Here is a 26146-nt window from a genome sequence, read left to right as displayed (position 1 = left end):
CCGGCATCGTGAGCGTGGGAGGGCGAGGGCCTCCCGTGAAAACGCGCGTCATCATGTACATGATGTGAGGCGTTTTTGGGGGAGGCCCTGGCACGGCCGACGGAGGGGCGGCGGGGGATGTCGAGGCGCTCGGCCGGCCGAGGCCGGTGGGGCGTGCCGCTGAGCTCGGCCGTCGAGGTGCCGGCGGGCGACGCCGGTGAGATCCGCCGTCGCGGGGTCGGCGGACGGGGCCGGTGAAACCCCCGCGCGGGGTCAGCGGGCGGTGTCGACGAGGTGGTCGTGGCCCGTGCCGTCGGAGATGTCCACGCCGATGGTGAGCTCGTCGCCCGTCTCGGTGTTCACGTAGCTCACATGGACGTGGCCGGCCGCGCCCTCGGCGCCGGTGCGCTGCCAGTGCTTGGCGGCGCCCTCGTGGCCGATGATCGCGCGGCGGGCGTCTGCCGTCGTGTACCTCGCGAGGTCGATGTCGTCGCCGGCGCCGAACGCGCGGATCGTGCGATCGGCGTAGCCGACGGGGCTGATCGCGGTGGCGGTGCTCGCGGTGGTGGCGGTGGCCGTGGCAGCGGCGGCCGTGCTCGGGGCGGCGGCGCTCCGGCTCGCGGCGGGCGCGGCAGCCGGGTCGAGGGCGAGGGTCGACGGGGCGACGACGGTCCCGGCCCGGCCGATGGCGGCGACGGCGGCGAGATGACGGATGCGGATGCGGGTCATGGACGATCGGTCCTTCCTCAGTGCCCCGGATCCGTCGGCGCACGCAGCAGCAACCCCCACGTCCGCCAGTCGCTCGCGGCGTCAATGGCTTCCGTTGACCTACTCTTTGCCCTTTTGTGACCATGTGACAAGGAGTGGGCGGACGCTGATCGGGACACGCAGGTCCCGCCGCCGGTCGAGGTCAGGCGCCGCCCTCGGTGAGGCTCGCCGAGGGCAGCCAGTCCGCGCCGAGCAGCTTGGCGACGTCCTCGAGGCTCTCGGTGTCCCCACCCACGGTGTCCGAGGCCGCGGCGATCCGCTCCACCATCACCTTGCTGACCTGCTCCTCGACGGTGCCCTGCGCGTAGGCGATGTGCCAGGGGGAGACCTGGTGGTCGCGGTGCGTGCGGCCGGTGACCTGCCGCCCTGCGATGCCGGAGAACCTCGCCTGGTGGAACACGCCCACGCGCGGATCGGTGCTCGCCCTCTCCCCGCCGGGCAGCGTCTCCCCGGCGTGCAGGCTGATCGAGGCGACCGTCGTGAACACGCAGACGCTCGCCTCGCCCCGCTGGAAGCGCAGCCGCTCCGCCTCGACGTCGAAGCGGTCCCGGCCGTAGATCGAGGCGACCTCGAGGCCCGCGTCCCGCAGCCGGTCCGCGATCGGATCCGCGGCCGTCGTCACGAACTCGACCGAGCACGCCACCTGCCGTCCCGCCTCGACCTGCTGGCCGATCCACGCGACGGTCGAGTCCACACGGATCAGGCCCGCCTTCTGCCGGAACCGCAGCAGCGCCGCCCGCCCCTTCGCCGTGTTCCGGCCGCGCCGAGCCACGTCCATCTCGCGGCAGAACTCGCCCCACTCCGCCTCGTAGGCGGAGCGCTCCGCGGGCGTGAGCGTCACCGGCATACCGGAGATCGGCACCGGCCCCCAGGGCGCCGCGCGGTGCAGCATCGCCGTCGGCCGGGCGTCGGCGAGCCAGCCGCGCACCCGGGCGAGGTCCTCCGCGCGACGGGTCGCGTCGGCCGTCCACGTCGCCCCGTAGCGGCCCTTCTCCAGCGCGATGCCGTGCCGCTCGAGCGCATCGGCGAAGTCCGCCGCCGGCTGCTTCACCGAGGTCCACTCCTTCATGGTCTCCCCGTGCACCTGCGCGTAGGCGGGGGCGAGGTAGGGCAGCTCGAGCGGCGTGTGGCCGGGCGTCGCCGTCGTGACGATGACGAATGGCGCCTTCTCGTGCGCGACGCCGTGCCCCGAGATCCTCGCCCACAGCTTCCAGCGCTTCGTCGTGGTGCGGCGCAGGGCGTGCGCCTCGTCGGCGATGATCACGTCCCAGTCGTATCCGGCGACCTTCTCCAGCCGGTCCCAGGTGATCACCACCCACTCCAGGCCGCTGTCGCCGAGCGCCGTGATCGTGCGGCACCAGTGGCCGATGGTGATCGCCGCCGGGCGGTCCGCGACCACGAGCACCCGCTCCGCGCCCCGCAGGTCGCCCACCGCGCTCGCGCCGAGCACCGCGGAGATCGTCTTGCCGACGCCCGGCTCGTCCGCCAGCAGGAACTGCCGCCCGCCCGCCGCGGCGCGCTCCGCGATCGCATCGGCCGCCTCGTACTGGTTCAGCCGCGGCTCGAAGTCCTCCTCCGGCTCCGGGATCGGCGTGGGGGAGTCGGGGTTGAGCTGGTTCTCGAGGAAGCGGCCCAGGGTGTGCGGGCCCGGCGCGTAGGGCGCGAGGTGCGCGGGCAGGGTGCGGCCCACGTGCAGGTGCATCCTCACGGCCGGATGCCAGGTGGCGCCCTCGACCTGGGTGCCGTAGGGGACGTCGAGCACCCACAGCCGCTCGCCCGGGCCCGCGAAGGGCAGCGGCCGGGCCGATGTGCTCGCGCCGCCGCGACGGGAGTTACGGCGGCGGCGGGTGCGGGAACGGCGGGAAGGAGGCACCGTGCGAGGTTACCCGGGCACGCTCCCTCGACTGCGAGCGCCTCTCCGACCCCGCATCCGGGAGACCGCATGGCCTTCGCGCACCACACCACCGCCCGGCGGCGCCGGGCATGAGCGCCCGGCGCCGCCGGATGGTCAGCATCGGGGAGCTGGACCGCGCGGAGGTCTGGGTCCCTATCCGGCGAGGCGTGGGGACAGCTCAGTGACCGTAGCCGCCGCTCTCGGCGGCATCGGTGTCCTGTGCTTCGGCGGGCCCGTCGTGCTGGGCGGCTTCGGCCTCGGAGAGACGCTTGGTCTCCTCGTCCACCGGATCGGCGGTGCTGTGCTCATCGCGGTGGGCTGTGCCCTGGTCCTCCGGGACGGGGCGGGTGTCGTCATCGGGGTGATGCATGGGGGTGCTGGTCATGGTGATCCTCCTGTGGTGGGTTCGTCATGGGCCTGCGAGCCCTCGTCGCCGTCGGATCCGCAGCGAGCGAGGCCGGTGCGTCCTCGACGTTCGACGAGAACCGTCTCGCCAGGCGTGCTCAGGGGCTCGGGGTTCCCCCGTTCACATGGAGAGTCTCGCCGATGACGTAGCTGGACTCCGGCGAGGTGAGGAAGACGTAGGCGGGCGCGAGCTCGGTGGGCTGTCCGGCCCGGCCCAGCGGGGTGCTCTTCCCGAAGTCGGGAAGTGCATCCTTGGGCTGGCCGTCAGAGACCTGCAGAGGGGTCCAGATGGGTCCGGGGGCGACGGCGTTGACCCGGATCCCCCGAGGCGCGAGCTGCTGCCCGAGGCCCTTGGTGAAGTTGTTGATCGCCGCCTTGGTCGAGGCGTAGTCGAGAAGATGAGGTGAGGGGTTGTAGGCCTGGATCGAGGTCGAGTTGACGATCGTCGATCCCGGTTCCAGGTGTCGCAGCGCCGCTTTGGAGACCCGGTAGATCGCCCGGATGTTCACGTCGAAGGTCGACGTCCACTGCTCGTCGTCGAGATCCTCGACGTGCTCGACCGAGATCTGTCGGCCCGCGTTGTTCACGAGTGCGTCGAGGCCGCCGAGCCCGGCGGCCGCCTCGTCGACCACCGCTCGGCAGTACTCGGGGTCCGCGAGGTCGCCGGGCAGCCGGAGAGCCGTGCGGCCGCTCTCCTCGATGACACGACTGATGTACTGCGCGTCCTCCTCTTCCGCAGGCAGGTAGGACAGGGCGACGTCAGCACCTTCGCGGGCGAAGGCGATGGCGACCGCTGCCCCGATGCCGGAGTCCGCCCCCGTGATCAGCGCACGCCGACCCTCGAGACGTCCCGTGCCGCGGTAGGAGTGCTCCCCGCGATCGGTCTGGGGCACGAGAGCCGCATCGAGGCCCGGCTCGGGCTGGTCCTGCTCCGGAGGGGTGATCTCCGGGAAGCGCTCGACCGGATTCTGGAAGGTCAGCTGGTCTGATGCCATGGTCATTGCTCTCTTCGACGATTCCCGTGAGGCCACGAGCGGTGGTCAGCGATGTCCGGGGTCCAGCACGACCTTGATGCAGCCGTCGTGCTTCTTCTGGAACAGCGCGTACGCAGCAGATGCCTCCTCGAGCGGCAGGCGATGGGTGACGAGGTCCGTCACTCCCAGCGGATCAGCGGCGTCCTCCACGAGGGGGAGGAGGTCCTCGGTCCACGAGCGGACGTTGCACTGGCCCATCCGGAACTGGATCTGCTTGTCGAACATCGACAGCAGAGGCATCGGGCTCGCGGTGCCCCCGTACACGCCGCTGAGCGACACCGTTCCGCCGCGGCGCACCAGGTCGATGCTCGTATGCAGCGCCGCGAGACGGTCCACCCCGACGGTCTCCATCGCCTTGCGTCCCGCCGCCTTCGGCAGGTGGCCCATGATCTGGTGTGCGGTACGTGCGATCGGGCTGCCATGGGCCTCCATCCCGACGGCGTCGACCACGGCGTCCGGCCCTCGTCCCGCGGTGGCGTCCTTGATGGCCTCGATCCCCTCCGGACCTTCATCGAAGACCTCCACCCCGTGCCGCGCCGCCATGTCACGGCGTTCGGGGACAGGGTCGATGGCGAACACGCGGTACCCGCGGTGCACTCCGATCCGCGCGGCGAACTGTCCCAAGGGGCCGAGGCCGAGAACGGCGAGCGTCCCTCCCTCGGGCACATCGGCGTACATCACCCCCTGCCAGGCGGTGGGCAGGATGTCGCTGAGGAAGAGATACCGCTCGTCGGGGAGGTCGGCGCCGACGGTGATCAGGCCGTAATCCGCATGGGGAACCCTCAGGTACTCGGCCTGGCCGCCGGGGATCTGCCCGTAGAGCTTCGAGAACCCGAACAGGGCTGCGCCCGATCCCTGGTCGGTGACCTGAGTGGTCTCGCACTGGGACTGGAGCCCGCGGGTGCACATCCAGCACTCCCCGCACGAGATGGTGAACGGGACGACGACGCGATCGCCGGGGCGCACGCGCGTCACCCCCGGGCCGACCTCCTCGACGATCCCCATCGCCTCGTGCCCGAGGACGTCGCCCGCCGTCATGTAGGGGCCGAGAACCTCGTACAGGTGCAGATCCGAACCGCAGATCGCGGTCGACGTGATCCTGACGATCGCATCGCCCGGCGCCTGGAGCACAGGATCAGGAACGTCCTCGACGCTCACGTCGCCGGGCTTCTGCCATGTCACTGCTCTCACGGGTGATACCTCCTGGTAAGCGTATGTCCAACGTAGTGGGGATCACTCGGGGGAGCCAGGGGTGCGCCCGACCGGTCGGTACCGCAGCTCCGCGGGGGTCTCTCCGGCGGGGCCTAACCGGATCTCTTCGAGGAGCGGGAGGTCGTCGACGAGCCCTTCTTCCTCGACGAGCTCTTCTTCCTCGACGAGCTCTTCTTGGTCGTCGAGCTCTTCTTGGTCGTCGCGGAATCCTTCTTCTCCGTCGCACCCCGCCGCTTCTGCACGCTCCGCTCGAGGGCATCCATCAGGCTGATGACCTTCCCGCCGCCCTCGCCCGCGTCGCTCGAGGTGCGCTTGCCGAACGTCGCCTCGGTGTCGACGGAGTCCCCCTCCTCGAGCTTGGCGTCGACCAGCTCGCGCAGCTGCTCCTGGTACTCGTCGGTGAACTGCTCCGGGTCGAAGTCGCCGCTGAACTGCTCGACCAATGCGGCGGACATCTTCCGCTCCTTCGCACTGATCGTGGTCCTCGACGGACCGAAGTCGACGTCCTTGAGGTCGGCGGGCCAGCGCAGGGTCTGCAGGGCGAGCAGGTCCTCGTGCACCCGCAGCACCCCCAGGCGGGTCTTGGAGCGCAAGGTGAAGGTGACGACGGCGGTGCGCTCGGTGTCCTCGAGGGTGCGGCGCAGCAGCACGTACGCCTTCGAGGAGCGGCCCACGGGCTCGAGGAAGTAGGAGGTCCCCAGCAGGATGGGGTCCACCTGGTCCCCGGGGACGAACTGGACGACGTCGATCTCGTCGTTGTCCTCCGCCGGCAGGTCCGCGAGCTCCTCGTCGGTGAGCACGACGGTCTTGTCCCCGTCGTCGTAGGCCTTGTCGATGTGCTCGTAGTCGATCTCGCGCCCGCAGACCTCGCAGGTGCGCTGGTACCGGATGCGTCCCTGGTCCTCGTCGTGGACCTGGTGGAAGGACAGGTCGTGCGACCGGGTCGCCCCGTAGAGCTTCACCGGCACGTTGACGAGCCCGAACGTGATCTCACCGCTCCATATCGCGCGCATGCCCCATGGCATCACGACTGCCGTCGCTTGGCCAGTGCCCGGACCCGGGACGTGGCGGGCCCGTGACGGATCGCCGGGGGAGGGGCACAGTGGCCACATGGCTACCGGTGAGCAGAAGGTCGAGGTCGACGGTCGCACGCTGACGGTCTCGCACCTCGAGAAGATCTTCTACCCCTCCACGGGCACCACCAAGGGCGAGGTGCTGGACTACTACCTGCGCGTGGCCGAGGTGATGGTCCCGCAGGCCGCCCGCCGCCCCGCCACCCGCAAGCGCTGGGTCGACGGGGTCGGCACTGCCGAGCGTCCCGGTAAGGCCTTCTTCCGCAAGGACCTCGAGGACCACGCCCCGGACTGGGTGCCGCGGGCGGACCTCGAGCACCACGGCGGTACGTCGACCTACCCGCTGGTCGATGAGCCCGCCGTGCTCGTGTGGCTCGCCCAGCTGGCATCCCTCGAGATCCACACCCCGCAGTGGCGCTTCGACGCGGACCTCGCACCGTCTGGCCCCGACCGGCTCGTGCTGGACCTCGACCCGGGCGAGGGTGCGGGGTTGGCGGACTGCGCCCGCGTGGCCGGCTGGTGCCGCGAGATCCTCGACGGCATGGGGATGGCGTCCTTCCCGGTCACCTCCGGCTCCAAGGGCATCCACCTCTACGCACCCCTGGACGGCACCGCCGCGGCCCAGGAGATCGCCCAGGTGGCCCACGAGCTGGCCCGGTCCCTCGAGGAGGACCACCCCGACGAGGTCATCAGCGACATGACGAGATCGAGGCGCGCGGGCAAGGTGCTCGTGGACTGGTCCCAGAACAACGGTCACAAGACCACCGTCTGCCCATACTCGCTGCGGGGCCGCCCGCGGCCGACGGTCGCCGCGCCCCGCAGCTGGGAGGAGATCGAGGACCCGGAGCTCGAGCAGCTGGAGCTCGAGGAGGTGCTGCGGCGCGTCGAGGACGGCGTCGATCCGATCTCCGGCCTGGGACTGGCCGGCGACGGCTCGCACGCCGACGAGGATCGTGGCACGCGGGACCGCCTGGAGGTCTACCGCTCCAAGCGCGACGCGACCAGGACTCCCGAGCCCGTCCCCGAGCCCGTCCCCGAGCACGGGCCGGGCACCGAGGCCGCGCAGCACGCGCTCGATGCGGAGGAGCCGATGTTCGTGATCCAGGAGCATCACGCCTCGAGCCTGCACTGGGACGTGCGCCTCGAGCACGACGGCGTGCTGGTCTCCTGGGCCGTGCCCAAGGGACCGCCGCTGGACGTGGACGTGAACCGCCTGGCCGTGCAGACGGAGGACCATCCGCTCGAGTACGGCACCTTCGAGGGCAGCATCCCGAAGGACGAGTACGGCGGCGGCGACGTCACCATCTGGGACACCGGCACCGTCGAGATCGAGAAATGGCGCGAGGGGAAGGAGATCATCGCCGTCTGCCACGGCCGTGAGGACGGCGGGCTCGGCGGAGTGCCGCGCCGCTACGCGTTCGTGCACACCGGCGGCATGGGCGGGAAGCGAGCGAGCCGGGCGGCGAAGGAGAAGGCCCGCGCCCACTGGCTGATGCACCTCATGAAGGACCAGCCCGAAGCCGAACCCGCCCGCGCCAAGTCCCCCGATCCGGCATCCGACGAGGGGGCCGATGCGGAGACGATGGGGGAGCCGATCTCCCCGATGCTCGCCACCCTGGGCAGCCGCGAGGACATCCGCGACCAGGATGACTGGGCCTTCGAGATGAAGTGGGACGGCGTGCGCGTCATCGCGACCGTCACGGCTGGCGCCGTGCGCCTCACCAGCCGCACCGGCAAGGACCTCACCGCCACCTTCCCCGAGCTCGCCGAGCTGGAGGACGTGATCGACCCGAAGGTCCTCACGGCCGGCGAGACCGTGCTCGACGGGGAGATCGTCGCGCTCGACGACCGCGACCGGCCGTCCTTCCCCCGCCTCCAGCAGCGCCTGGGACTGAGCCGTCCGCGGGACGTCGAGCGGGCCCGGCAGGACGTGGAGGTCCACGTGATGCTCTTCGACCTGCTCGTGCGCGGCGGCGACTCGCTGCTGCGCACCCCCTACCGCGAGCGCCGGGACGCCCTGTTCGACGTGGTCGCGCCGAGCGGGCACGTGCAGCTGCCGCACGCGGACCACGGCGACGTCGACCATGCGATCGCGCTCTCTAAGGAGCTGCAGCTCGAAGGGGTCATGGCGAAGACGGAGACGGGCGTGTACCGGCCCGGCAAGCGCAGCCGCACCTGGATCAAGATCAAGAACGCCCGGCACCAGGAGGTGGTCGTCATCGGTTGGCGGCACGGGAAGGGCGGCCGCGCGGGCGGCATCGGCTCCCTGCTCCTGGCCGTCCCCGACTCGGACGGCGAGCTGCGCTACGCCGGCCGCGTCGGCACCGGCTTCAGCGACCGCGACCTCGAGCAGATCGCCGCCACCCTCTCCTCCCGCACCCGGAAGACGCCTCCGGTCGATGACGTGCCCTCCGCGGACCGGCGCGACGCCGAGTGGGTGCGCGCGGACCTCGTGGCCGAGGTCCAGCACACCGAGCGCACGACCGACGGCCGGCTCCGCCATCCCGTCTGGCGCGGGTGGCGGGAGGACAAGACCGCGGGCGAGGTGCGCTGGGAGGAATGAGGCGATGCGGCGCTGAGCCTGCTCGACTGATCGCTTCGTGCATCACGAAGAGGTCACGGTCTGCGGGACCGCCTCCCTGCACACGTTTGCATGGGACTGTCGCCCCCATCACATCGCAGATGAGAGATGAGGGAGCACCATGGCTGTCCTGGACTGGCTCGTCATCGCCGCGTACTTCGTGGTGATGGTGCTGATCGGTGTCTATGCGAAATCGAAGATCAGCGACGCCTCTGACTTCTACGTCGCAGGCGGAAAGCTCCCGGCGTGGCTCGTGGGCATCTCCCACCACATGTCGGGCTACTCGGCCGCAGTCTTCGTCGGATACGCGGCGCTCGCCTACACCACGGGCTTCGCGGTCTACGTCTGGTGGGCCCTGAGCATCACCGTGGCCTGCAGCATCGGCGCATGGCTGTTCGCTCCCCGCTGGCCGCGGCTCCGCCGGCGACTGGGCATCATCTCCCCGCTGGAGTACCTCGCGAAGCGCTTCAACGTCCCCACGGAGCAGCTCCTCGCGTGGTCCGGGGCTGCGCTCAAGGTCTTCGACGTCGCCGCCAAGTGGGTCGCCAGCGCGATCCTCCTGCAGGTCTTCGCGGGCCTCCCGATCGCGTGGGGCATCCTCGTCGTGGGTGGCGTCACGATGGTCTACTCGACGATCGGTGGCATCTGGGCGGACGTCCTCACCGACCTCGGCCAGTTCGTCATCCAGCTCGTCGCCGCCATTGCCATGCTGGCGATCGTCATGGTGAAGCTGGGCGGCGTCTCCTCGCTGTGGACAATGTGGGACCAGCTTCCGGAGGGACATGCGCTCCCCTTCAACGGGGACCTGACCGTCTGGTTCTTCCTCGCCTACTGCGTGATCTCCACGCTGTCCTACAACGGCGGCACCTGGAACCTCGCCATGCGCATGATCTCCACGGAGAACGGTGCGGCCGCCCGTCGCTCGATGATCTTCTCCGGCGTGCTCTACCTGATCTGGCCCCTGGTGCTGTTCGTGCCCATGTGGGCCGCGCCCCTCTTCCTGCCGGACCTCGCGGACCCCGAGCAGTCCTACGCGCTGCTCGCCCAGCAGCTGCTGCCCGCGGGGCTCATCGGTCTGGTCCTCGCCGGCATGTTCTCCCACACCATGGCGATGACCGCCTCCGACGCGAACGCCATCTCGTCCGTCGTCGTGCGCGACATCATCCCGGCCCTCCGCCGCGATCGGGGCTTCCTGCCGGAGCGTAGGGAGCTGTTCATGGCTCGCCTGACCACCTTCCTGTTCATCACGCTCTCGATGGGCATCGCCCTCACCGCAGACAGCTTCGGCGGTGTGCTCGGCCTGCTCATCGCCTGGTTCGGCGCCCTCGTGGGACCGATCGCCGTGCCGATGCTGCTGGGACTGCTGCCGGCCTTCCGCAGATCCGGATCCGCTGCGGCCATCACCTCCTGGGCCGTGGGGCTCGCCGTCTTCGCGCTGAACAAGTACGTGCTCGCCGGACCGATCGACGCGCTGGGAACCGCCTCCGCGCAGTCCATCACGGTCGCCACCCCCGTGCTCTGCTCGATCATCGTGTTCATCGGCTACGGGTTCATCCGTCCCGCCCACAGCGCCGAGGTCGACGAGCTCGTCGACTCCCTCGGCAGTGACACGCCGGCCGCACCCACGTCGGCAGCCGCGGCAGCTCGATGAGCCTCCTCCGCGCCCATCTGGAGAAGGACGTCCTGGAATGGTGGAGCAGCGAAGGGGCCGACGACGATCTCGGCGGAGTCCACACCTGCTTCAGCAATCGAGGGGAGCTCCTCAGCCGCGAGAAGTACACCTGGTCCCAGGGCCGCTGGGCCTGGACATGCGCGCTCGTGGCCGAAGAGATCGACCTCGGCCGTGTGAGCGGCGATAGCTCCCTCTGGCGTGAGCGCTCGGCGCGCACCGCGGCATTCCTCGCCGACCACGCCTTCCTCCCCGACGGTCGCACCAGCTTCCGTCTCGATGATCACGGCCGACACCTCGCGGACGAGAACGGCGAGTACGCCACCAGCGTCTTCGCGGACCTCTTCGCCGTCCTCGGGCTCGCCGGCGCTGCGCGGGCCTCGGCAGCCAATCCCCGTGCATGGATCGACCAAGCAACACGGACGCTGGAGCAGGCCGCCGTGTCGATCCGCCGGCGCACCGCGAAGAGCGAGCCCTACCCGGTCCCCACCGGGTTCCGGGACCTCGCCGGCCCGATGACACTCCTGCACGTGGCCGGAGAGCTGGAGCGGGCGGCGCCGAATGAGAGCACCCGCCGCATCATCGACCAGGCGCACCACGATCTGCTCGGGGGCGGGGACACCTTCCTCGGAGCGGATCACTGGTGGGAGTTCCTACCCGATCAGCCCTCCACCGGCGACACGCTCCTGGCACGTCACGTCACGCCCGGACATCTGCTCGAGCTGCTCTGGATGCTCGTTCACGTCTCCGACCGCAGCGACCGGATCACCGTCCCCGACGCACTCCTCACCTCACTCGCCCTCCGTGCCCTCGAGACCGGGTGGGATCAGCAGGAGGGAGGCCTGCTCCGATACACCGATCGCGAGGACGGAGGCAGACCCGTCGGCCGGCTCCTGGAGACCCCCTACGAGGCCCTCGTGCAGCGCACCTGGGACACCAAGCTCTGGTGGGTCCATGCCGAGGCGGTCTATGCGACCTCCCTGCTCGCGCAGCGCACCGCCTCTCCCGAGCTCGCCAGCTGGGCGCGCCGGGTGCGCGAGTACACCTTCGCCACCTTCCCCGACCCCGACGGGCGCGAATGGATCCAGATCAAGACCAGGGACGGGCAGCCCCTCGACGACGTCGTGGCGCTCCCGGTCAAGGATCCGATGCACATCGCGCGATCGCTGCTGCTGCTGAACGCGCTCGAGACCCCCCGGACGACAGAGGAGACCCCGCGTTGACGACCCCCGACCACCCGCTCACGGTCCACGCTTACCCGACGCTCGACGAGATGGGGGCGGCGGCGGCACGGGCCGCCGCACCCGTGCTCCGAGATGCCATCTCACGCCGGGGCAGCGCCCGCCTCATGCTGGCCGCCGCCCCCAGCCAGTCCGCGACGCTTCACGCTCTCGCCGCCGAGGACATCGACTTCTCCGCGATCGACTGCTTCCACATGGACGACTACATCGGACTCGCCCCCGATGCCTCACAGGGATTCGGGAACTGGCTCGAGCACGAGCTCTTCCGTCGTGTCACGCCCCGCAGCTTCCACCGCATCGACGTCACCGCCGACCCGGAGCAGGCGGCCTCCTCCTACCGGGAGACCATGGGCGACGAGCCGTTCGACGTCACGCTGTGCGGGCTCGGGGTCAACGGCCACCTCGCCTTCAACGATCCCCCAGCGGACCTCCGGGACCCCTTGACCGCTCGCGTGGTCGAGCTCGACCTGGTCTCCCGCCAGCAGCAGGTCGACGAGGGACACTTCTCCTCGGTCGACGAGGTGCCCGCCCACGCCATCACCGTCACGATCCCGCGGCTGCTCCACGCCCGTCGTATCGTCGTGTCCGTACCCACGGCCGTGAAGCGCCAGGCGGTCCACGATGCCGTGCACCAGCCCATCTCCGGAGACCATCCGGGGACCGCGCTGCGCACGCACCCCGACGTCCACCTGTTCGTCGACCAGGAGGCGGATCCCCGATGACCGACCAGCCCGCCGGCATCCTCGCCGATGCCTACCTGGACGCGGTCACCGGCCTGATGAGCCGCATCCGCTGCGAGGAGAAGGAAGCCGTCGCCGCCGCGGCGAACGTCCTCGCCTCGCACATCGCCCAGGACCGCCTGGTGCACGTCTACGGCCCGGGAGGTCATTCGAACCTCGCAGCGCAGGAGGTCTTCTTCCGTGCGGGCGGTCTCATGCATGTCGCCGCGATCCTCGACGAAGGGACCCTCCTCTCCGGAGGAGCGCTGCGCTCCATGGCGATCGAGCGCAACCCCGGATACGGCAGGATCGTCATCGAGTCCAACCACCTCGGGCCCGACGACCTGCTGATCCTCGTCAACGCGTACGGGATCAACGCCGCCCTCATCGACGCCGCGCTCACGGCGTCGGAGCGCGGATGCACGGTCATCGGCGTCTCGAGCCGACTTCACGCGGACTCGACCGCCCCGGAGCATCCCGCACGTCACCCCACGAGGAAGAACCTGCACGAGGTCGTCGACCTGCACATCGACACGAAGGTGCCGGTGGGCGACGCCGTCCTCGAGATCGACGGCGTCGCGGAGAGGACGGGAGCCGTCTCGACCTTCGCGAACGCGTTCACCATGAACTGGCTGATGGCGACCACCGTGGCGCTGCTCGCCGAGCGAGGCATCGACCCGCCCATCTGGCGATCCGGCAACGCCCCGGGCGGGGACGAGGCGAACAACAGGTTCATCGCTGACTTCACCGGCCGGGTGAGGTGGCTGTGACCACCACGATCCACGGCCTCGATCCCGCGACCGGTGACGTGCTCGAGCTCCAGGTCGACACCTCGATCACTCGGATGACCCGGCGCCCGCAGGAGGCCGGGGAGGACCTCCCCTTCCTCGCACCGGGCCTCATCGACCTCCAGGTCAACGGGTTCGGCGGCATCGACATCAACGGTCCGGACGTCTCGGCGGAGCGGATCACGGCGATGAGCGACGCGCTCGCCGGCATCGGTGTCACCACCTGGGTGCCCACGATCGTCACGGCGTCCGAAGAGGCCATCTGCCACGCGCTGCGGTGCATCGCCGAGACGCGTGCGTCCTCCCCGGCCCTCGCCCATGCGATCCCCTTCGCCCATGTGGAAGGGCCGTTCCTCTCCGCCGAGGACGGCCCACGCGGGGTCCACGACATCGAGCAGATCCGGCCCCTCGACGCCGACGAGGTCACCCGATGGCAGAGCGCGGGACCCGTCGGTCTGGTCACGGTCTCCCCGCACACGGACGACGCCCCGGAGCAGATCGCGAGAATCGTCTCCGGGGGCGTGATGGTGGCCGTCGGGCACACCCATGGGAGCACGCCGCAGATCACGGCCGCCGTGGACGCGGGAGCGTCGCTCTCCACGCACCTGGGGAACGGGATCTTCCCCCGTCTCGCGCGGCACCCGAACCCCATCTGGACCCAGCTCGCCGAAGACCGGCTCACCTGTGGGCTCATCGCCGACGGGCACCACTTGCCGCCGGAGACCCTCGAGGTGATGCTGCGCGCCAAGGGACCCGACCGCGCCTTCCTGGTCTCCGATGCGACGGAGCTCGCCGGCCGGGAGCCGGGCCTCTACCGGACCGCAGTGGGCGGGGAGGTCGAGCTGACCGAGGACGGTCGCCTCTCCTACGTCGGCACCGAGATGCTCGCCGGGGCCGCTTCCGATGTCGCCGCCGGGCTTCGATTCGTCCTCCGCTCCACGAGTCTGTCCCTTCCCGACGCCCTCGCCCTCGTCACCAGGACGCCGGGCCGAGTCCTGGGCCGGGACACGACCTTGCGCACGGGTGCTGTTGCCGACCTCGTGACGCTCACGACCGACGGGACCATCCAGCAGGTCTGGCGGCACGGCGCCCTGATCGAGCGCCCATGATCGACGTCGGCGCGGCGGTCCAGCCGCTGGGAATCGCGTCGCCGGTGCCGATGTCCGGCTTCGCCGCCCGGACCGCACCGAGCACGGGCGAGCACGACGAGCTCGGCGCCCGCGCCCTCGCTCTCGACGAGGCGGTGATCATCGCCGTCGACGTGTGCGTGCTCGAGGAGAGCACCTGCCGGACGATCGCTGAGATTGTCCGTCCCGACCAGCCGGATCTGGTGATCGTCACCGCGACCCACACGCACGCCGGTCCGTGCTCGGCCCCGCACAGACTCACGCCCTGCACCCCGGAGATCGAACGGACGATCGTGCGGGCTGCGGCAACGGCCGGTCTGGCCGCCCGCGCCGCCCGGCGGCCGTGCACGGTCGCACTGCAGTCGGCGCACGGGGTGGGTGTGGCGAAGAACCGGCGGCACCCCGAAAGGGAGATCGACCCTCCCGTCAGGATGGTCCGCTTCAGCTCCGAGGGGCGTGTCGCCGCCGCACTGGTCTCCTATCCCTGCCACCCCGTGGTGCTCGACGGCACCAATCAGCTGCTCTCCTCCGACTACATCGATGCGGTCCGACGTCGTATCGAGCTCGAGCATCCCGGAGCGGTGGCCGTGTTCACCACCGGTTGCGCTGGCGACGTCAACACCGGCCATCGGGCCGAGGCGTCCTACCGCCTCGAGGGGTCGAGCACCCGCACCTTCGCGGAGGCGGATCGGGTGGGCACGGCCATCGCCGAGGCTGTCCTCTCCTCGACGCCGACACCCGTGGAGTCCGACGGGATCGGCTTCCGTTCACGTCCGGTGACGCTGGACTTCAATCTCCTCACCGGGCAGCAGAACGATACCGACCTCGCAGCCTGGATCGCCGAGAGGCCAGCGGCGGAGGTAGGCCGTGCTGCGCTTCTGGACATCTGGATCCGCTGGGCCCGTCTCAGGCCCGAGGGCACCGCATGGCGGGGACGCATCAGCGCACTCCGGCTCGGGGGACTGACCATCGTGACGTTGCCGGGCGAGCCCTTCCTCGACGTCGCGGACTCCATCGAGGCACAGGTGGAGGGGACGTGTCTGGTGCTCGGCTACGCCGACGGCTGTCCCGGATACGTGCCGACGGCGGGGGAGTACCGCCATGGCGGCTACGAGGTCGAGGACGCCCACCGCTACTACGGGATGCCGGGGCCCTTCGCGGCAGGCAGCGCGGAGACCCTGGTGGAGGAGGCGGTGGCGGCATGCCGGGCGGTCGTGTGAAGAAGGCTCCCACGATCGTCGAGATCGCTCGTGACCTGGGGGTGTCGTCCTCCACCGTCTCCAGGGCGTTCACCGCCCCACGCCTGCTCAGACCGGAGACCGTCGAGAGGATCCGCGCCGCCGCCGCGGAGCGCGGCTACATCCCTAATGTCCACGCCCGCGCTCTGAGCACCGGCGTGCCCCGGACGATCGGGCTGATCGTCCCCGACATCGCGAACCCCTTCTTCCCGCCGATGATCCGCGCCGCCCAGCGAGCCGCCGAGGAGACCGGGCACACCGTGCTCATCGCCGACACCGACGGGGACGTGGAACGGGAGAAGCGCATCATCGCGCGCCTCGCCGCCCAGTCCGAGAGCCTCATCATCGCCAGCTCCCGGCTTCCCTCTGACGAGCTCGTCGAGCTCACGGACCGGCGCCGGGTCCTGTTCATCAATCGCGACGAGCCGGACACCGCACGCATCCTCGTGAGTGCGCGAGATGCCCTGAGCCAGGGCGTGAATCGCCTGCTCGAGCTCGGCCACCGGCGATTCGCCTACGTGGGTGGTCCCGCCGGTTCCTGGTCCGACGGGGAGCGGCATGGCGCTGTGCTCGCTGCGCTGCAGGGGAGCGGGGCGCATCTCCATTCGTTCCGCATCGAGAGCGGCACCTACGAGGACACCATGGTCGCCGGGGACGAGATCCTCAGCGCCGCGCCCACGGCGGTGATCGCCTTCGACGACGTAATCGCCCATGGGGTCATCGACCTGCTCCACCACCGAGGGATCTCCGTTCCGCAGCAGATCAGCGTCGTGGGCTGCGACGACGTCCTGGCCCTCACCACCCAGCCTCCGCTCGCGAGCGTCGCTCTGAAGGCGGCGGAGGCCGCTCGCCTCGCTGTGCGAATCGTCGTCGAAGGGCAGGTCAGCGAGATGCTCTCGCCTCAGCGCATCGCGCTGCAGGGAGAGCTCGTCGAGCGGGCGACGGTGGCCGCGCCACCCGAGCAGCCTCGTCGTTGACCCGGCGGCGCGGTGTGGACCGAAGTCAGCTCCTTCGGCTCCTCGGCCCCTACCCCGATGCTCGAGGTGATCCGCCTGGCCGCCGGGGTGGGGGGTGGGCTCAGCCCTCGTCCCCGCCGCCCGCGAGCAGCTCGACCACGGTCTGCGCGAGCAGCACCGCGCCGTCGCGCACGGCCCTGTCCGCGGCGGGCGTGGCGGCGGCGTCGGCGAACTCGGGCTGGTGGTTCACGGCGGGCAGGGAGTCGATGCCGAGGTAGGGGTGGATCGCGCGGACGTGCTCGGACACGTTGCCCATGTCGGTCGAGGCGGTCGCCATGCCGCGGGTGCCGTCCTCGGCGAGGTCCATGTCCCGTCCCTGGGCGGCCGCGAGGCGGGTGAAGATCCCGGCGAGCTCGAGGTCGTTGTCGAACTCGGCGTAGCGGGGGCTCGTCTCCGTGAGCTCCCACGTGCAGCCCGTCGCGGTCGCCCCGGCCTCGAAGCAGGCGCGCACCCGCTCGAAGGCCACGTCGAGCTCGTCCAGCGTGTCCGCGCGGACGTACCAGGAGCCTCGCGAGCTGCCGGGGATCGCGTTCGGTGCGGTGCCCGCCTCCTGGACGATGCCGTGGACGCGGATCGTGTCGGGGAGCTGCTGGCGCAGCAGCCCGATGGCGATCTGGGCGACGGTGAAGGCGTCGGCGGCGTTGACGCCGAGGTGCGGGTAGGCGCCGGCGTGGGAGGCCGTGCCCTGGTACTCGACGTCGAAGTGCGCCACGGCGCGCGGCCGGGCGAGGACGGCGTCGGCCGGCCCGGGGTGGATCATCAGTGCGGCCTCGAGGCCGTCGAAGACTCCGGCCTCGAGCAGGGGGATCTTGCCGCCGCCGCCCTCCTCGGCGGGCGCGCCGATCACGCGGATCCTCAGGTCGAGCTCGCTCGCGACGGCCTGCAGGGCGTGCGCGGCACCGAGCGCGGCGGCGGCGATGACGTTGTGGCCGCAGGCGTGGCCGAGCCCCGGGAGGGCGTCGTACTCGGCGACGACGCCGACCGTCCGCGAGCCCGTGCCGTGCTTGGCGACGAACGCCGTGGGCAGACCGGCCGCGCTCCGCTCCACGCCGAAGCCCCAGGCTTCCAGGCGCTCGGAGAGGAAGGCGGCGGAGGCGTGCTCGGTCCACGCGGTCTCCGGGTGCGCGTGGAGGTGGTGGCTGATCCCCACGAGCTCCTCCCGCCGGGCCTCGACGTCGTCCTCGACCGTGCGGAGCAGCGCCGCCGTCATCACTCGTCCCCCGGCACGCCGTATGACGGGGCCGCGGTCGGGTCGAGCGCGCGGACGCGGTAGTCCGCCTTCTGCGGCAGCCACAGCTCGAGCAGCCGGGCGATCTCGCCGAGGGGGTTCTCGGCGTCGTCCACGCGCAGGTCCGTGGTCCGCCAGGGCACGTCGTCGACGACGGCGAGACCGGCGGAGCGGATCGGCCCGGCCTCGCCGCCCGCCTCGACGGCGGCGCGGAACGCAGCGAGCAGGCGACGCTCGAGCTCCTCGCCGGCGCTCGCCTCGAAAGCGGCGACCATCGCGGGGATCACGGCCTCGTCGGCCAGCAGGTTGCCGGCGGCGACGCACTGGTCGCCGGTGGCACTCGCGCGCGTGCCCAGGGCGTTCTCGCCGGAGTGCTCGGCGGTCCTGCCCTGCGCGTCGACGACGGTGAGCTGCCGATAGGCGGGGTGCTGCTCGTCCTCGAGCACGGCGGTCAGCGCCGCGCTCGCCGGGAGCCCGGCCTCGAGACGGTCCAGGACGGCCGGGCCCAGGGCGGGGTTGGTGACGTTCTGGGAGGCGACGGCGCCGACGCCGGCGCGCAGGTGCAGGCAGCGTGAGGCGACGGCGGGGCTGGACGAGCTGACCACCATGCCGAGGGCGCCGGTGCGGGCGTCGCGGGCGACGATCGAGAAGGTCATGCGCTCGCCACCTCGTGGTCGTCCTTCGGGTCGCTGATCACGGCGGTCGCGTCGATCTCGACGAGCCACTCGGGGCGGGCGAGGGCCTCGACGACGAGGCCGGTGGAGACGGGGTGCACGCCCTTCAGCCAGCGTCCCATCACCCGGTACACCGTCTCCCGGTAACGGATGTCGGTGAGGTAGACGGTCACCTTGACGACGTCCGCGAGGCGGCTGCCGGCCTCGCGCAGGAGCATGTCGATGTTCGCCATGGCCTTCTCCGCCTGGGCCTCCACGTCGCCGATGCCGACGGACTCGCGGGTCTCGAGGTCCTGGCCGATCTGCCCGCGGAGGTAGACGACGCCGCCGGCGACCACGGCCTGGCACAGGTCGTTGTCGAGGTTCTGCTCGGGGTAGGTGTCCTTCGTGTTGAAGGGGCGGATGCGCGTGTGCGTGGTCATCGGGAGATCTCCTCCAGGAGCTGCTGAGCGGGACGGGACGGGGCCTGTGAGGGCGGTGAGGTCTGCGCCGAGGGCGCGTACTGCGCGTACCGGCGGCGGGTGGCGATGTGATCGGCGACGTGCATCGCGTCGTGCCAGGTGCCCCAGATGAAGCTGGAACCGCGACGCGACAGCCAGGGCAGGCCCAGGAAGTAGATGCCGGACTCCGTGGAGACGCCGCGCAGGTGCGCGGGCCGGCCGGCCCCGTCGAAGGCATCGACCCGGAGCCAGCTGAAGTCCTGGACGTAGCCGGTGGCCCAGATGATCGAGGTGATGCCCGCTGCGCGCGGATCGAGCGAGCGCACCGGGTCGGTGACGCAGTCCGGCAGGGGGCCGAGCTCGTGCAGCTCGTGCTCCTCGGGAAGATCGAGCCCGTTCGCCTCGACGTAGGCGTCGGCCTCCGCCAGGAGCTCGAGGAGGTTGGCGTCGCCGGCGGTGATGTTGCGCTGCAGGTCGTCCGCGAAGCGGAGCGCGCCGCCCGCCGACGCCTCGGTGCGTCCCACGAGCGTGATGCCGGCGGCGGCGAGCTCGCGGAAGTCGATGGTGTGGCCGCCGCGGGCGCCGCTCACCGCGATGGTGACATGATCCGAGTCCGGTGCGGTGGCGTCCCACTTGCCGAGCACTCCCAGCCACCAGACGAAGTCGCGGCCACGGTAGCTGCGCGGCGGGCGGTCGTGGGGGCCCACGGAGAGGTGCACCTGTCGCCCGGCCGCGCGGAGCTCCTCGGCGATCTGGGCGCCGGAGGATCCGGCACCCACCACGAGCACGCCCCCGTCGGGGAGCTGGTCGGGGTTGCGGTACTCCGCGGAGTGGATCTGATGCGGGACGAGGTCCCCACCGATGATGCGGGGGAAGACGGGCACCTGGAACGGACCGGTCGCCGCGATCACGTTGCCCGCGGCGATGGTGCCCTCGCTCGTCTCCACGAGGAACCCGGAGGCGCCCTCCCGCCTCGACACCGAGAGCACCTCGACGCCGGTGCGGACGGGGGCGTCGACGCTGCGGGCGAAGGCGCCGAAGTAGTCGGCCATCTGGTCCTTGGTGGCGAACTCGTCGGGGCCGACGCCGGGGATCTCCATGTCGGGGAAGCGGTCGTGCCAGGCGGGGCCGTTGGCGACGAGGGAGTCCCAGCGGCCGTGCCGCCAGCGGTCGGCGACGTCGGCCTTCTCGAGGACGAGGTGGGGGATGCCGAGGCGGGTGAGGTGGGCGCTCGCGGCGATGCCGGACTGCCCGGCGCCGACGACCACGACCTCGGTGGTCTCGGTGGGGTGGGGTGAGGCGAGCATGGTGCTGACCTTCCTGGTGGGGGAGTGCGGTGGGGGCGGTCCGTCGTCGGGACTCAGACGAGCGGCGCCGCGGGCGGGGACGGGGGGACCGTCACGGCCGCCGGCGCGGGGGCGGTCGCGGCGGGGCCGAGGTCCTCGTCCTTCATGAGGTCGATGCCGCGGGACTCGCGGATCGTGGCGACCGTGATGATGCCGACCACGCCGACGGCCGCAAGGAAGTAGCCGGGCATCATCGTGCTGCCGGTCGTGTCGATGAGCCAGGTCAGCACGTACGGGGCCGTGCCGGCGAAGAGCGCCGCGGTGAGCGCGTAGGCGATGGAGAGGCCTGTCTGCCGGGTACGGGTGGGGAACAGCTCGACGACGGTCACGGCGTGCGTGCCGAGGATGATCGCGAGGATCAGCGCGAGCCCCATGGTCGAGGTGAGCGCGGCCCAGGTGGTGCCGACGCGCATCAGGGCGAACAGCGGCACCGAGAGGACCGTGAGCGCGATCGCGGCGGTGAACAGCACCGGCCGGCGGCCCACACGGTCCGAGGCGGCGCCGGCGAGCGGGACGACGACGAGCGCGAGCGCGGAGCCGAGGGTGGACAGGAGCGCGGCGCGGCCGGCGTCGAAGCCGAGGTTCACCTCCTGGTAGGTCAGCAGGTAGACCAGCACGACGTAGAAGGTCACGTTCATGAAGATCTCCATGCCGCAGGTCTTGAGGAACTCGCGCCAGTTGGAGCGGAACACCTCGCGCACGGGGGAGGAGGAGACGGTCTCGAGCTCCTGCAGGGCACGGAATTCGGGGGTGTCCTCGATGCGTCGGCGGATGTAGAACCCGATGAGGCCCAGCGGAACGGTGACGAGGAACGGGATGCGCCAGGCCCAGCCGGTGATCTGGTCGCCGGTGAACACGGTCTCGAGGACGAGCACGATGAAGGAGGCGAGCAGGAAGCCGAGCAGGCTGCCGAACTCGAGCCAGCTGCAGCCGAACCCGCGGCGGTGCGCGGGGGAGAACTCGCCGAGGAACGCGGCGGCGCTGCCGAACTCGCCGCCGGCGGCGAGGCCCTGCACCACGCGGGTGGCGATGAGCAGGATCGGCGCGAGGATGCCGATGGTCGCGTAGCCGGGGAGGACGCCGAGCACGAGCGTGGATAGGGCCATCGAGAGGATGACGACCGTGAGGGTCGTGGTGCGGCCGAGCTTGTCGCCGAGGCGGCCGAAGACGACCGCGCCGATCGGGCGGACCAGGAACGAGATCGCGAAGACCCCGAAGGTGGCGAGCAGGCCGGCGGTCCTGCTGGCGTCGGGGAAGAAGACGGCGGAGATCGTGGTCGCCATGTAGGCGTAGACCGCCCAGTCGAACCAGTGGACGAGCACGCCGATCGAGCCGGCAATGGTGCTGGTGCGGACGGCGCGGCGGTCCACCTGGGACCGGCGGGGGTCCGGGACGGCGGGGGCGGTCATGGTGAATCCCCTTCCTCGGGGGCTGATGGGTCCGACCAGAATCGGGACCCCCGAGGAATCACGCAAATAGAGGAACGCGAAGAAGTTCTTCTGTTCTCGAGATATAGCCAGGCGTTTTTCGCCGTGATCAAAGCGTGATGAGCGGTCTCATCAGTCGCGGTCCGCGCTCGCCCCGGGGCTGCCGGGAGCCTGGGGAGAGGGCGACGGATCGGCCGTTCACACAGGTGAAGTGGGTGAACTGGGCTCCTCGGATGCTGTGCTGCCGGCGATCACCGCACGGCACGCCTCCGCGAAGGCGCGCGCCCGGCGCGTGGGCAGTGCGCCGTCGTCATTCCACGCCAGCACGATGTCGAGAGAACGCGTCTGCTCGATGATCGGAATGTGGTAAAGGCTCCCGCCGGAATAAGTCGATTCGATCTTCGGCTGCTGGTTCAGCAGCGTGAAGCCGTGCCCCATGGCGACCATCGCCCGCACCGCCTCGTAGCTCTCGAAGCGGTAGCGGACCGTCGGTTGGAGCCCGTGATCGGTGAAGGTCCGCAGGAAGTAGTCGCGGCTGAGCGGAAGGTCCAGCAGCACCAGCGGCTCGGTGGCGAGCTCGGCGAGACTCACCGCCTCGCGCCCCGCGAGCGGATGGTCCTGGGCGACCGCCGCGTACAGCGGCACCTGAGCGAGCGTCTCGAGACGCACCGTTGCGTGCAGCCCGAGGTCGTACGTCAGCGCCACCTCGATCCGATGCGCGGCGAGGGCGGGGGCGACCTCGTGCGCCGTCAGCTCGGTGACGTCCACGTGCAGCCCCGGCGCCCGCTCGCCCAGGTCCCGGACGAGGGTGGGGAGGAAGAACGGCGCCAGGGTGCGGAAGCAGCCGACGCTGACCCGCCCGCTGAGGGACTCGGAGTGCACGGACGCGACGGCGTCGTCGAGCTCCGCGAGGATCTGCCGGGCACGCTGGAGGAAGTCCTCGCCCGCGGCGGTCAGCTGGAGGCCCTTGGCGCGCTGGCGGATCAGCAGCCGCACCCCCAGCTGCTGCTCGAGATGCGAGATCGCCGTCGAGATAGCGGACTGCGCGATGAACAGCTCCTCCGCGGCAGCCGTCATGCTGCCGCGCTCCGCGGACTCCACGAAGTAGGCCAGCTGGGTGAGCGAGATGTCCCGTCGCCTGATCGTCATGCATGCTCCTGGCGCGAACGAGATGGCAGTGGGCGGATCGCGCATCCGCTGGTGGGTCATTCTCCTCGCGTTCCGCGGAGGTGCTGCGCCCGGCCGCCCGACGGTCGCGGGACCCGAGGGAAGATCAAGTCGGCGTCGGCAGCCAGATCCACCCCTCGTCCGCCGCGGCAGCGGTGAGCTCGACAGGCGGAGAGACGGCCCGGCCGTGGAACACCTCGCGCGCGACGACCGCGGCGATCACGGCGTCCAGCGCATCGTCGGTGGTTGCACACAGCCCCTCGTGTCCCGCCCAGTCGAGCCACGGCCAGCGCGCGCCGAGCGCTTCCACGAGCTCGCCGCGCACCTGTGCTCCCGTGGCCTTCTTGTAGCGCACTGCCCCGAAACCCCACGCGGCCAGAGCAGCGCCCGGGTAGACCTCGCAGGTCACGCCCGTGCCGTCGAGCGGGGTGGGAATGCCCTGCTCCCGCAGTCGCGCTGCGATCGCCGCCCAGCGGATCGCCGGGTACGCGATCTTGTCCGCAGCGACGCTGAGCGGCGTCTTGCCGACGAGGCGGCGCACCTCGAGATCGGTCCTCCGATAGAGCACGTCACGGCGCCACTCCGGGCCGGTGTCCTCCGGGACGGCGAGTTGGCCGGAATGATGCCCGCCGACGAGGTCGACGAACTGCCGAGGCCAGCCGAAGGGGACGTCGACGCCGGCTTTCGCTGCGGGGACGACGGCGGCGAGCACGTCGTCATCGCTCGCCCCGACGCGGACGTCCTCGATCCGGACCCGGTCGCCCTCTTCGCGGAGGGCGGCGAGGCCGGTCCGGCGCGGGTCCGCTGCGAGGTCGATGCCGACGAACAGCCGCGTCGCCACCGTGCTCAACCGTCCGACCGCGAGAACCGGTTCGACATGTGGTTGCTCGCTATGAGCAGCACCTCGCCCAGCAGGGCGTCGGTCGCGGTGCGGATCTGCTCGGCGACGGCGGTGTTCGCCTCGGCGAGCAGGCCGGGCACGGCGGCCCCGTCGGCCGATGAGGCGGCCTCGGTCGCGGCGTGCACGGCCGCGTGGCCGAGGGCGAGGGTGCGCTGCTGGTAGCGCTCGATCGCGGGGATGACCTCGTGGAAGTGAGCGTCCGCGAGGGCGGCGATCATGCGGGAGGTCCAGTAGAAGCTGTCGGTGCTCACGGTCGCGTCGGTGGTCCCCAGGTATGCGGGCGCCTCCTCGACGTTCGTGAACATCGGGATCAGCGTGTTGAACGGGTTCGACGCGTAGGCGACCCACTGCAGCGCGCGATGAGACTCGGGCAGCTCCGGGCGGATCTGCAGGATCGCGAGGGCGTTGTGGCGGTTGATGCCGACGGGCCGGAACGCGCGACGCTCCGCCGCGGTGCCGCGGGAGGAGTACGGGTCGAAGACGGTGCCCTGGTAGTGGGAGCTGAGCACGTCCTTCACGTCCTCGACGGTGAGCAGGCGCTCGGGCCGGCGGCTCCACGGGAGGTCGTCCGAGTCGGGGCTCGCGCCGGGCAGGCCCGCGTCCCAGTCCTCGCTGCCCGGGTTCAGGGTGCGCTGCATGTACCAGGCGCGGGGCGTGTTGTAGACGTGGTCGGAGTCGCTGTGGGAGCCGAACGCCTCGCGCGGGTTGAACACCGACGGCGCCGCGTCGCCCGCGTCGCGCTGCGTGAGATCGAGGTGGTGGGTCGCGAGGAACTCGCGGAGGTCCGCGCTCGCGAGATGGTCGCGGCCGGTGCCCTCGGCGTCGTCGAGGTCGAAGGAGTCGATTCCCAGCTGGTTCGGCATCGTCACGTAATGGTCCTCGGGCACACGCCGCGCGATCCAGTGGTGCCCGCCCACCGTCTCGAGCCACCAGATGTCCTGCTCGTCGCTGAACGCGATCCCGTTCATCTCGTAGGTTCCGTGCTCGGCGAGCAGCGCCCCCAGCCGCTCGACGCCCTCGCGCGCGGAGCGGATGTAGGGCAGCACGAGGGTCACGAAGTCCTCCTCGCCGAAGCCTCCCGGCGTGCCTGTCGCCGGATCGTGCTCGACGAGCGGATCCGCGCCGAGCACCCGCGGGTTGCTCGTGATCGTCTCCGTGGCGCTCATGGCGACGTTCGCGGCGTTGATCCCGGCGCAGGCCCAGATGCCCTCGTCCGGAAGGGCATTCGGGATCGCGGTGTACCGCAGGGGATCGCCGGGCAGCTCGATCGTTCGCTTGTCGATCACCGAGGTGTAGGTGCGCGGCTGATCGGCCGGCTGCACCACGACGACCTTCTTCGGGTCGAAGGTGCCGTTGCCGGAGTCCTCGTTGCGGGCGACGATCGGCGACCCGTCGGCGCTGGCCTTCCGGCCGACGAGCAGGGTGGTGCAGGGCATGGGCGAGGGCTCCTGGTGCGAGGGGATGCGGAGGGCCCCGCCACTCTACGACCGGGCGCGGAGGGGGCCGGCCGGGATCAGCGCGGGGAGGGCATCCACACTTCGGCCTGCGAGTCCTCGTCGTAGTAGTGGCCGGAGGGGATCGTCTGCAGCTCGATGAGCATCCCCCACGGGGCCTTCACGTAGACGCTGCCGTTGCCGGGCGAGTCCTCGTGGCGGCTGTTGCCGTGCACCTCGGAGAGCGCCGTGCCGCCTGCCCGCACGAGCCGGTCGAGGCTGCCCTCGATGTCATCGCAGTACAGGGAGATGTGGTTCAGGCCGAAGTCCGCGAGTCCGGACGCCGCGCGCTGCTCCCCGCTGATCTCGAACACCTCGAGCCCCGGGCCCTCGCCGATGACGATCATCCGCTGGCGATGGATGGCGGCGCCGGAGGGTAGCCCCAGCTGACGCTCCACCTCCTCGCCCTGGCGCGGCTCGTCCTCGGGGGTGAGGCCGTCGTAGGCGACCTTCGCGCCGAGCCCCTCGACGAAGAACGTGGTGGCGGCATCGAGATCGGGGACGGTCACCCCGATGTGCTGGATGCCGCGGGGCAGGGAGCCGGCGGCGGGAGCGGGAGACTCTGACATGGGGGCGTCCTCTCTCGGGTGATGCGCGGTGCACGCGTCCAAGGCCAACGTACTCGCGCGGCCTGGGGCGGCCGACGTCCCCTGTTCCGGCCCCGCGCCGGCGACGCTCTGCCAGAGTCGGCGCATGGCAGACCTCGACGCGTTCCCACACCACGTC

At 71.0% G+C, this 26146-nt stretch carries 23 protein-coding genes; 8 read left to right on the top strand and 15 right to left on the bottom strand.

The window, feature by feature from the left end:
* Positions 1-252: 252 nt before the first annotated feature.
* From ABD080_RS02640 to ku, 6 genes are all read right to left on the bottom strand, one after another.
* The gene (locus tag ABD080_RS02640) at positions 253-708 is read right to left on the bottom strand and encodes a hypothetical protein (RefSeq protein WP_343903554.1); all 456 of its coding nucleotides are present in this window, start codon (positions 706-708) and stop codon (positions 253-255) included.
* 181 nt (positions 709-889) lie between these two features.
* Entirely contained in the window at positions 890-2620 is a 1731-nt protein-coding gene (locus tag ABD080_RS02635) for a DEAD/DEAH box helicase (RefSeq protein ID WP_343903553.1), read from the bottom strand.
* Between the two features lie 199 nt (positions 2621-2819).
* Entirely contained in the window at positions 2820-3026 is a 207-nt protein-coding gene (locus ABD080_RS02630) for a hypothetical protein (protein ID WP_343903552.1), read from the bottom strand.
* 118 nt (positions 3027-3144) lie between these two features.
* Positions 3145-4041 carry an SDR family oxidoreductase gene (locus ABD080_RS02625; protein WP_377827289.1) on the bottom strand — a complete coding sequence of 299 codons (897 nt, stop codon included), beginning with the start codon at positions 4039-4041 and terminating at the stop codon, positions 3145-3147.
* Positions 4042-4086: 45 nt separating this feature from the next.
* Positions 4087-5271, bottom strand: coding sequence for a zinc-dependent alcohol dehydrogenase (locus ABD080_RS02620; protein ID WP_343903550.1), 1185 nt, complete (start codon positions 5269-5271; stop codon positions 4087-4089).
* Positions 5272-5384: 113 nt separating this feature from the next.
* Complete coding sequence (ku, locus tag ABD080_RS02615) at positions 5385-6305, bottom strand: non-homologous end joining protein Ku (protein WP_343903549.1); 921 nt, start codon at positions 6303-6305, stop codon at positions 5385-5387.
* A gap of 97 nt (positions 6306-6402) precedes the next feature.
* Between ku and ABD080_RS02610 the strand changes: the two genes are divergently transcribed.
* From ABD080_RS02610 to ABD080_RS02575, 8 genes are all read left to right on the top strand, one after another.
* Complete coding sequence (locus tag ABD080_RS02610) at positions 6403-8928, top strand: ATP-dependent DNA ligase (protein ID WP_343903548.1); 2526 nt, start codon at positions 6403-6405, stop codon at positions 8926-8928.
* Between the two features lie 139 nt (positions 8929-9067).
* A complete protein-coding gene (locus tag ABD080_RS02605) occupies positions 9068-10597 on the top strand; it encodes a sodium:solute symporter family protein (RefSeq protein WP_343903547.1) in 1530 nt (509 codons plus the stop codon).
* The gene (locus tag ABD080_RS02600) at positions 10594-11838 is read left to right on the top strand and encodes an AGE family epimerase/isomerase (protein ID WP_343903546.1); all 1245 of its coding nucleotides are present in this window, start codon (positions 10594-10596) and stop codon (positions 11836-11838) included. The genes ABD080_RS02605 and ABD080_RS02600 overlap by 4 nt, the downstream gene beginning before the upstream one ends.
* Positions 11835-12578 (top strand): 6-phosphogluconolactonase, encoded by a 744-nt coding sequence (locus ABD080_RS02595; protein WP_343903545.1) that lies wholly within the window; start codon positions 11835-11837, stop codon positions 12576-12578. Before ABD080_RS02600 ends, ABD080_RS02595 begins: the two co-directional genes overlap by 4 nt.
* Positions 12575-13345: a sugar isomerase domain-containing protein gene (locus tag ABD080_RS02590; protein WP_343903544.1), complete on the top strand. Its 771-nt coding sequence runs from the start codon at positions 12575-12577 to the stop codon at positions 13343-13345. The genes ABD080_RS02595 and ABD080_RS02590 overlap by 4 nt, the downstream gene beginning before the upstream one ends.
* On the top strand, positions 13342-14472 hold the full coding sequence (locus ABD080_RS02585; RefSeq protein WP_343903543.1) for an N-acetylglucosamine-6-phosphate deacetylase: 1131 nt from the start codon (positions 13342-13344) through the stop codon (positions 14470-14472). The genes ABD080_RS02590 and ABD080_RS02585 overlap by 4 nt, the downstream gene beginning before the upstream one ends.
* Complete coding sequence (locus tag ABD080_RS02580) at positions 14469-15710, top strand: hypothetical protein (RefSeq protein ID WP_343903542.1); 1242 nt, start codon at positions 14469-14471, stop codon at positions 15708-15710. The genes ABD080_RS02585 and ABD080_RS02580 overlap by 4 nt, the downstream gene beginning before the upstream one ends.
* Positions 15692-16705, top strand: a complete 1014-nt coding sequence (locus tag ABD080_RS02575; protein ID WP_343903541.1) for a LacI family DNA-binding transcriptional regulator — start codon at positions 15692-15694, stop codon at positions 16703-16705. Before ABD080_RS02580 ends, ABD080_RS02575 begins: the two co-directional genes overlap by 19 nt.
* 100 nt (positions 16706-16805) lie before the next feature.
* On the opposite strand, the gene ABD080_RS02570 is transcribed toward ABD080_RS02575, so the two are convergent.
* From ABD080_RS02570 to ABD080_RS02530, 9 genes are all read right to left on the bottom strand, one after another.
* Entirely contained in the window at positions 16806-17954 is a 1149-nt protein-coding gene (locus ABD080_RS02570; protein WP_343903540.1) for an amidohydrolase, read from the bottom strand.
* Entirely contained in the window at positions 17954-18628 is a 675-nt protein-coding gene (locus ABD080_RS02565; protein WP_137768993.1) for a DUF1028 domain-containing protein, read from the bottom strand. Before ABD080_RS02565 ends, ABD080_RS02570 begins: the two co-directional genes overlap by 1 nt.
* On the bottom strand, positions 18625-19068 hold the full coding sequence (locus ABD080_RS02560; RefSeq protein ID WP_137768992.1) for a RidA family protein: 444 nt from the start codon (positions 19066-19068) through the stop codon (positions 18625-18627). Before ABD080_RS02560 ends, ABD080_RS02565 begins: the two co-directional genes overlap by 4 nt.
* Complete coding sequence (locus ABD080_RS02555; RefSeq protein WP_343903539.1) at positions 19065-20393, bottom strand: flavin-containing monooxygenase; 1329 nt, start codon at positions 20391-20393, stop codon at positions 19065-19067. The genes ABD080_RS02560 and ABD080_RS02555 overlap by 4 nt, the downstream gene beginning before the upstream one ends.
* 53 nt (positions 20394-20446) lie before the next feature.
* A complete protein-coding gene (locus ABD080_RS02550) occupies positions 20447-21841 on the bottom strand; it encodes an MFS transporter (RefSeq protein WP_343903538.1) in 1395 nt (464 codons plus the stop codon).
* Positions 21842-22057: 216 nt separating this feature from the next.
* The gene (locus tag ABD080_RS02545; protein ID WP_343903537.1) at positions 22058-23008 is read right to left on the bottom strand and encodes a LysR family transcriptional regulator; all 951 of its coding nucleotides are present in this window, start codon (positions 23006-23008) and stop codon (positions 22058-22060) included.
* A 124-nt stretch (positions 23009-23132) separates the two neighbouring features.
* Positions 23133-23867: a DUF429 domain-containing protein gene (locus ABD080_RS02540; RefSeq protein ID WP_343903536.1), complete on the bottom strand. Its 735-nt coding sequence runs from the start codon at positions 23865-23867 to the stop codon at positions 23133-23135.
* A 5-nt stretch (positions 23868-23872) separates the two neighbouring features.
* On the bottom strand, positions 23873-25363 hold the full coding sequence (locus ABD080_RS02535; RefSeq protein ID WP_343903535.1) for a C69 family dipeptidase: 1491 nt from the start codon (positions 25361-25363) through the stop codon (positions 23873-23875).
* A 77-nt stretch (positions 25364-25440) separates the two neighbouring features.
* Positions 25441-25989 (bottom strand): VOC family protein, encoded by a 549-nt coding sequence (locus ABD080_RS02530; RefSeq protein ID WP_343903534.1) that lies wholly within the window; start codon positions 25987-25989, stop codon positions 25441-25443.
* Positions 25990-26146: the final 157 nt, after the last annotated feature.

This window comes from Brachybacterium rhamnosum (assembly GCF_039526185.1).
GTDB classification, from domain to species: Bacteria; Actinomycetota; Actinomycetes; order Actinomycetales; family Dermabacteraceae; genus Brachybacterium; species Brachybacterium rhamnosum.
The sequence above is the reverse complement of the archived record's forward strand: the minus strand, read 5'-3'. Positions and strand labels throughout refer to the sequence as shown.

Coding starts and splice junctions, on each gene's coding strand:
- ABD080_RS02640 (WP_343903554.1), bottom strand. CDS start 708: ATGACCCGCATCCGCATCCGTCATCTCGCCGCCGTCGCCGCCATCGGC.
- ABD080_RS02630 (WP_343903552.1), bottom strand. CDS start 3,026: ATGACCAGCACCCCCATGCATCACCCCGATGACGACACCCGCCCCGTC.
- ABD080_RS02625 (WP_377827289.1), bottom strand. CDS start 4,041: ATGGCATCAGACCAGCTGACCTTCCAGAATCCGGTCGAGCGCTTCCCG.
- ku (WP_343903549.1), bottom strand. CDS start 6,305: ATGCGCGCGATATGGAGCGGTGAGATCACGTTCGGGCTCGTCAACGTG.
- ABD080_RS02610 (WP_343903548.1), top strand. CDS start 6,403: ATGGCTACCGGTGAGCAGAAGGTCGAGGTCGACGGTCGCACGCTGACG.
- ABD080_RS02605 (WP_343903547.1), top strand. CDS start 9,068: ATGGCTGTCCTGGACTGGCTCGTCATCGCCGCGTACTTCGTGGTGATG.
- ABD080_RS02600 (WP_343903546.1), top strand. CDS start 10,594: ATGAGCCTCCTCCGCGCCCATCTGGAGAAGGACGTCCTGGAATGGTGG.
- ABD080_RS02590 (WP_343903544.1), top strand. CDS start 12,575: ATGACCGACCAGCCCGCCGGCATCCTCGCCGATGCCTACCTGGACGCG.
- ABD080_RS02580 (WP_343903542.1), top strand. CDS start 14,469: ATGATCGACGTCGGCGCGGCGGTCCAGCCGCTGGGAATCGCGTCGCCG.
- ABD080_RS02575 (WP_343903541.1), top strand. CDS start 15,692: ATGCCGGGCGGTCGTGTGAAGAAGGCTCCCACGATCGTCGAGATCGCT.
- ABD080_RS02570 (WP_343903540.1), bottom strand. CDS start 17,954: ATGACGGCGGCGCTGCTCCGCACGGTCGAGGACGACGTCGAGGCCCGG.
- ABD080_RS02565 (WP_137768993.1), bottom strand. CDS start 18,628: ATGACCTTCTCGATCGTCGCCCGCGACGCCCGCACCGGCGCCCTCGGC.
- ABD080_RS02560 (WP_137768992.1), bottom strand. CDS start 19,068: ATGACCACGCACACGCGCATCCGCCCCTTCAACACGAAGGACACCTAC.
- ABD080_RS02555 (WP_343903539.1), bottom strand. CDS start 20,393: ATGCTCGCCTCACCCCACCCCACCGAGACCACCGAGGTCGTGGTCGTC.
- ABD080_RS02550 (WP_343903538.1), bottom strand. CDS start 21,841: ATGACCGCCCCCGCCGTCCCGGACCCCCGCCGGTCCCAGGTGGACCGC.
- ABD080_RS02545 (WP_343903537.1), bottom strand. CDS start 23,008: ATGACGATCAGGCGACGGGACATCTCGCTCACCCAGCTGGCCTACTTC.
- ABD080_RS02535 (WP_343903535.1), bottom strand. CDS start 25,363: ATGCCCTGCACCACCCTGCTCGTCGGCCGGAAGGCCAGCGCCGACGGG.
- ABD080_RS02530 (WP_343903534.1), bottom strand. CDS start 25,989: ATGTCAGAGTCTCCCGCTCCCGCCGCCGGCTCCCTGCCCCGCGGCATC.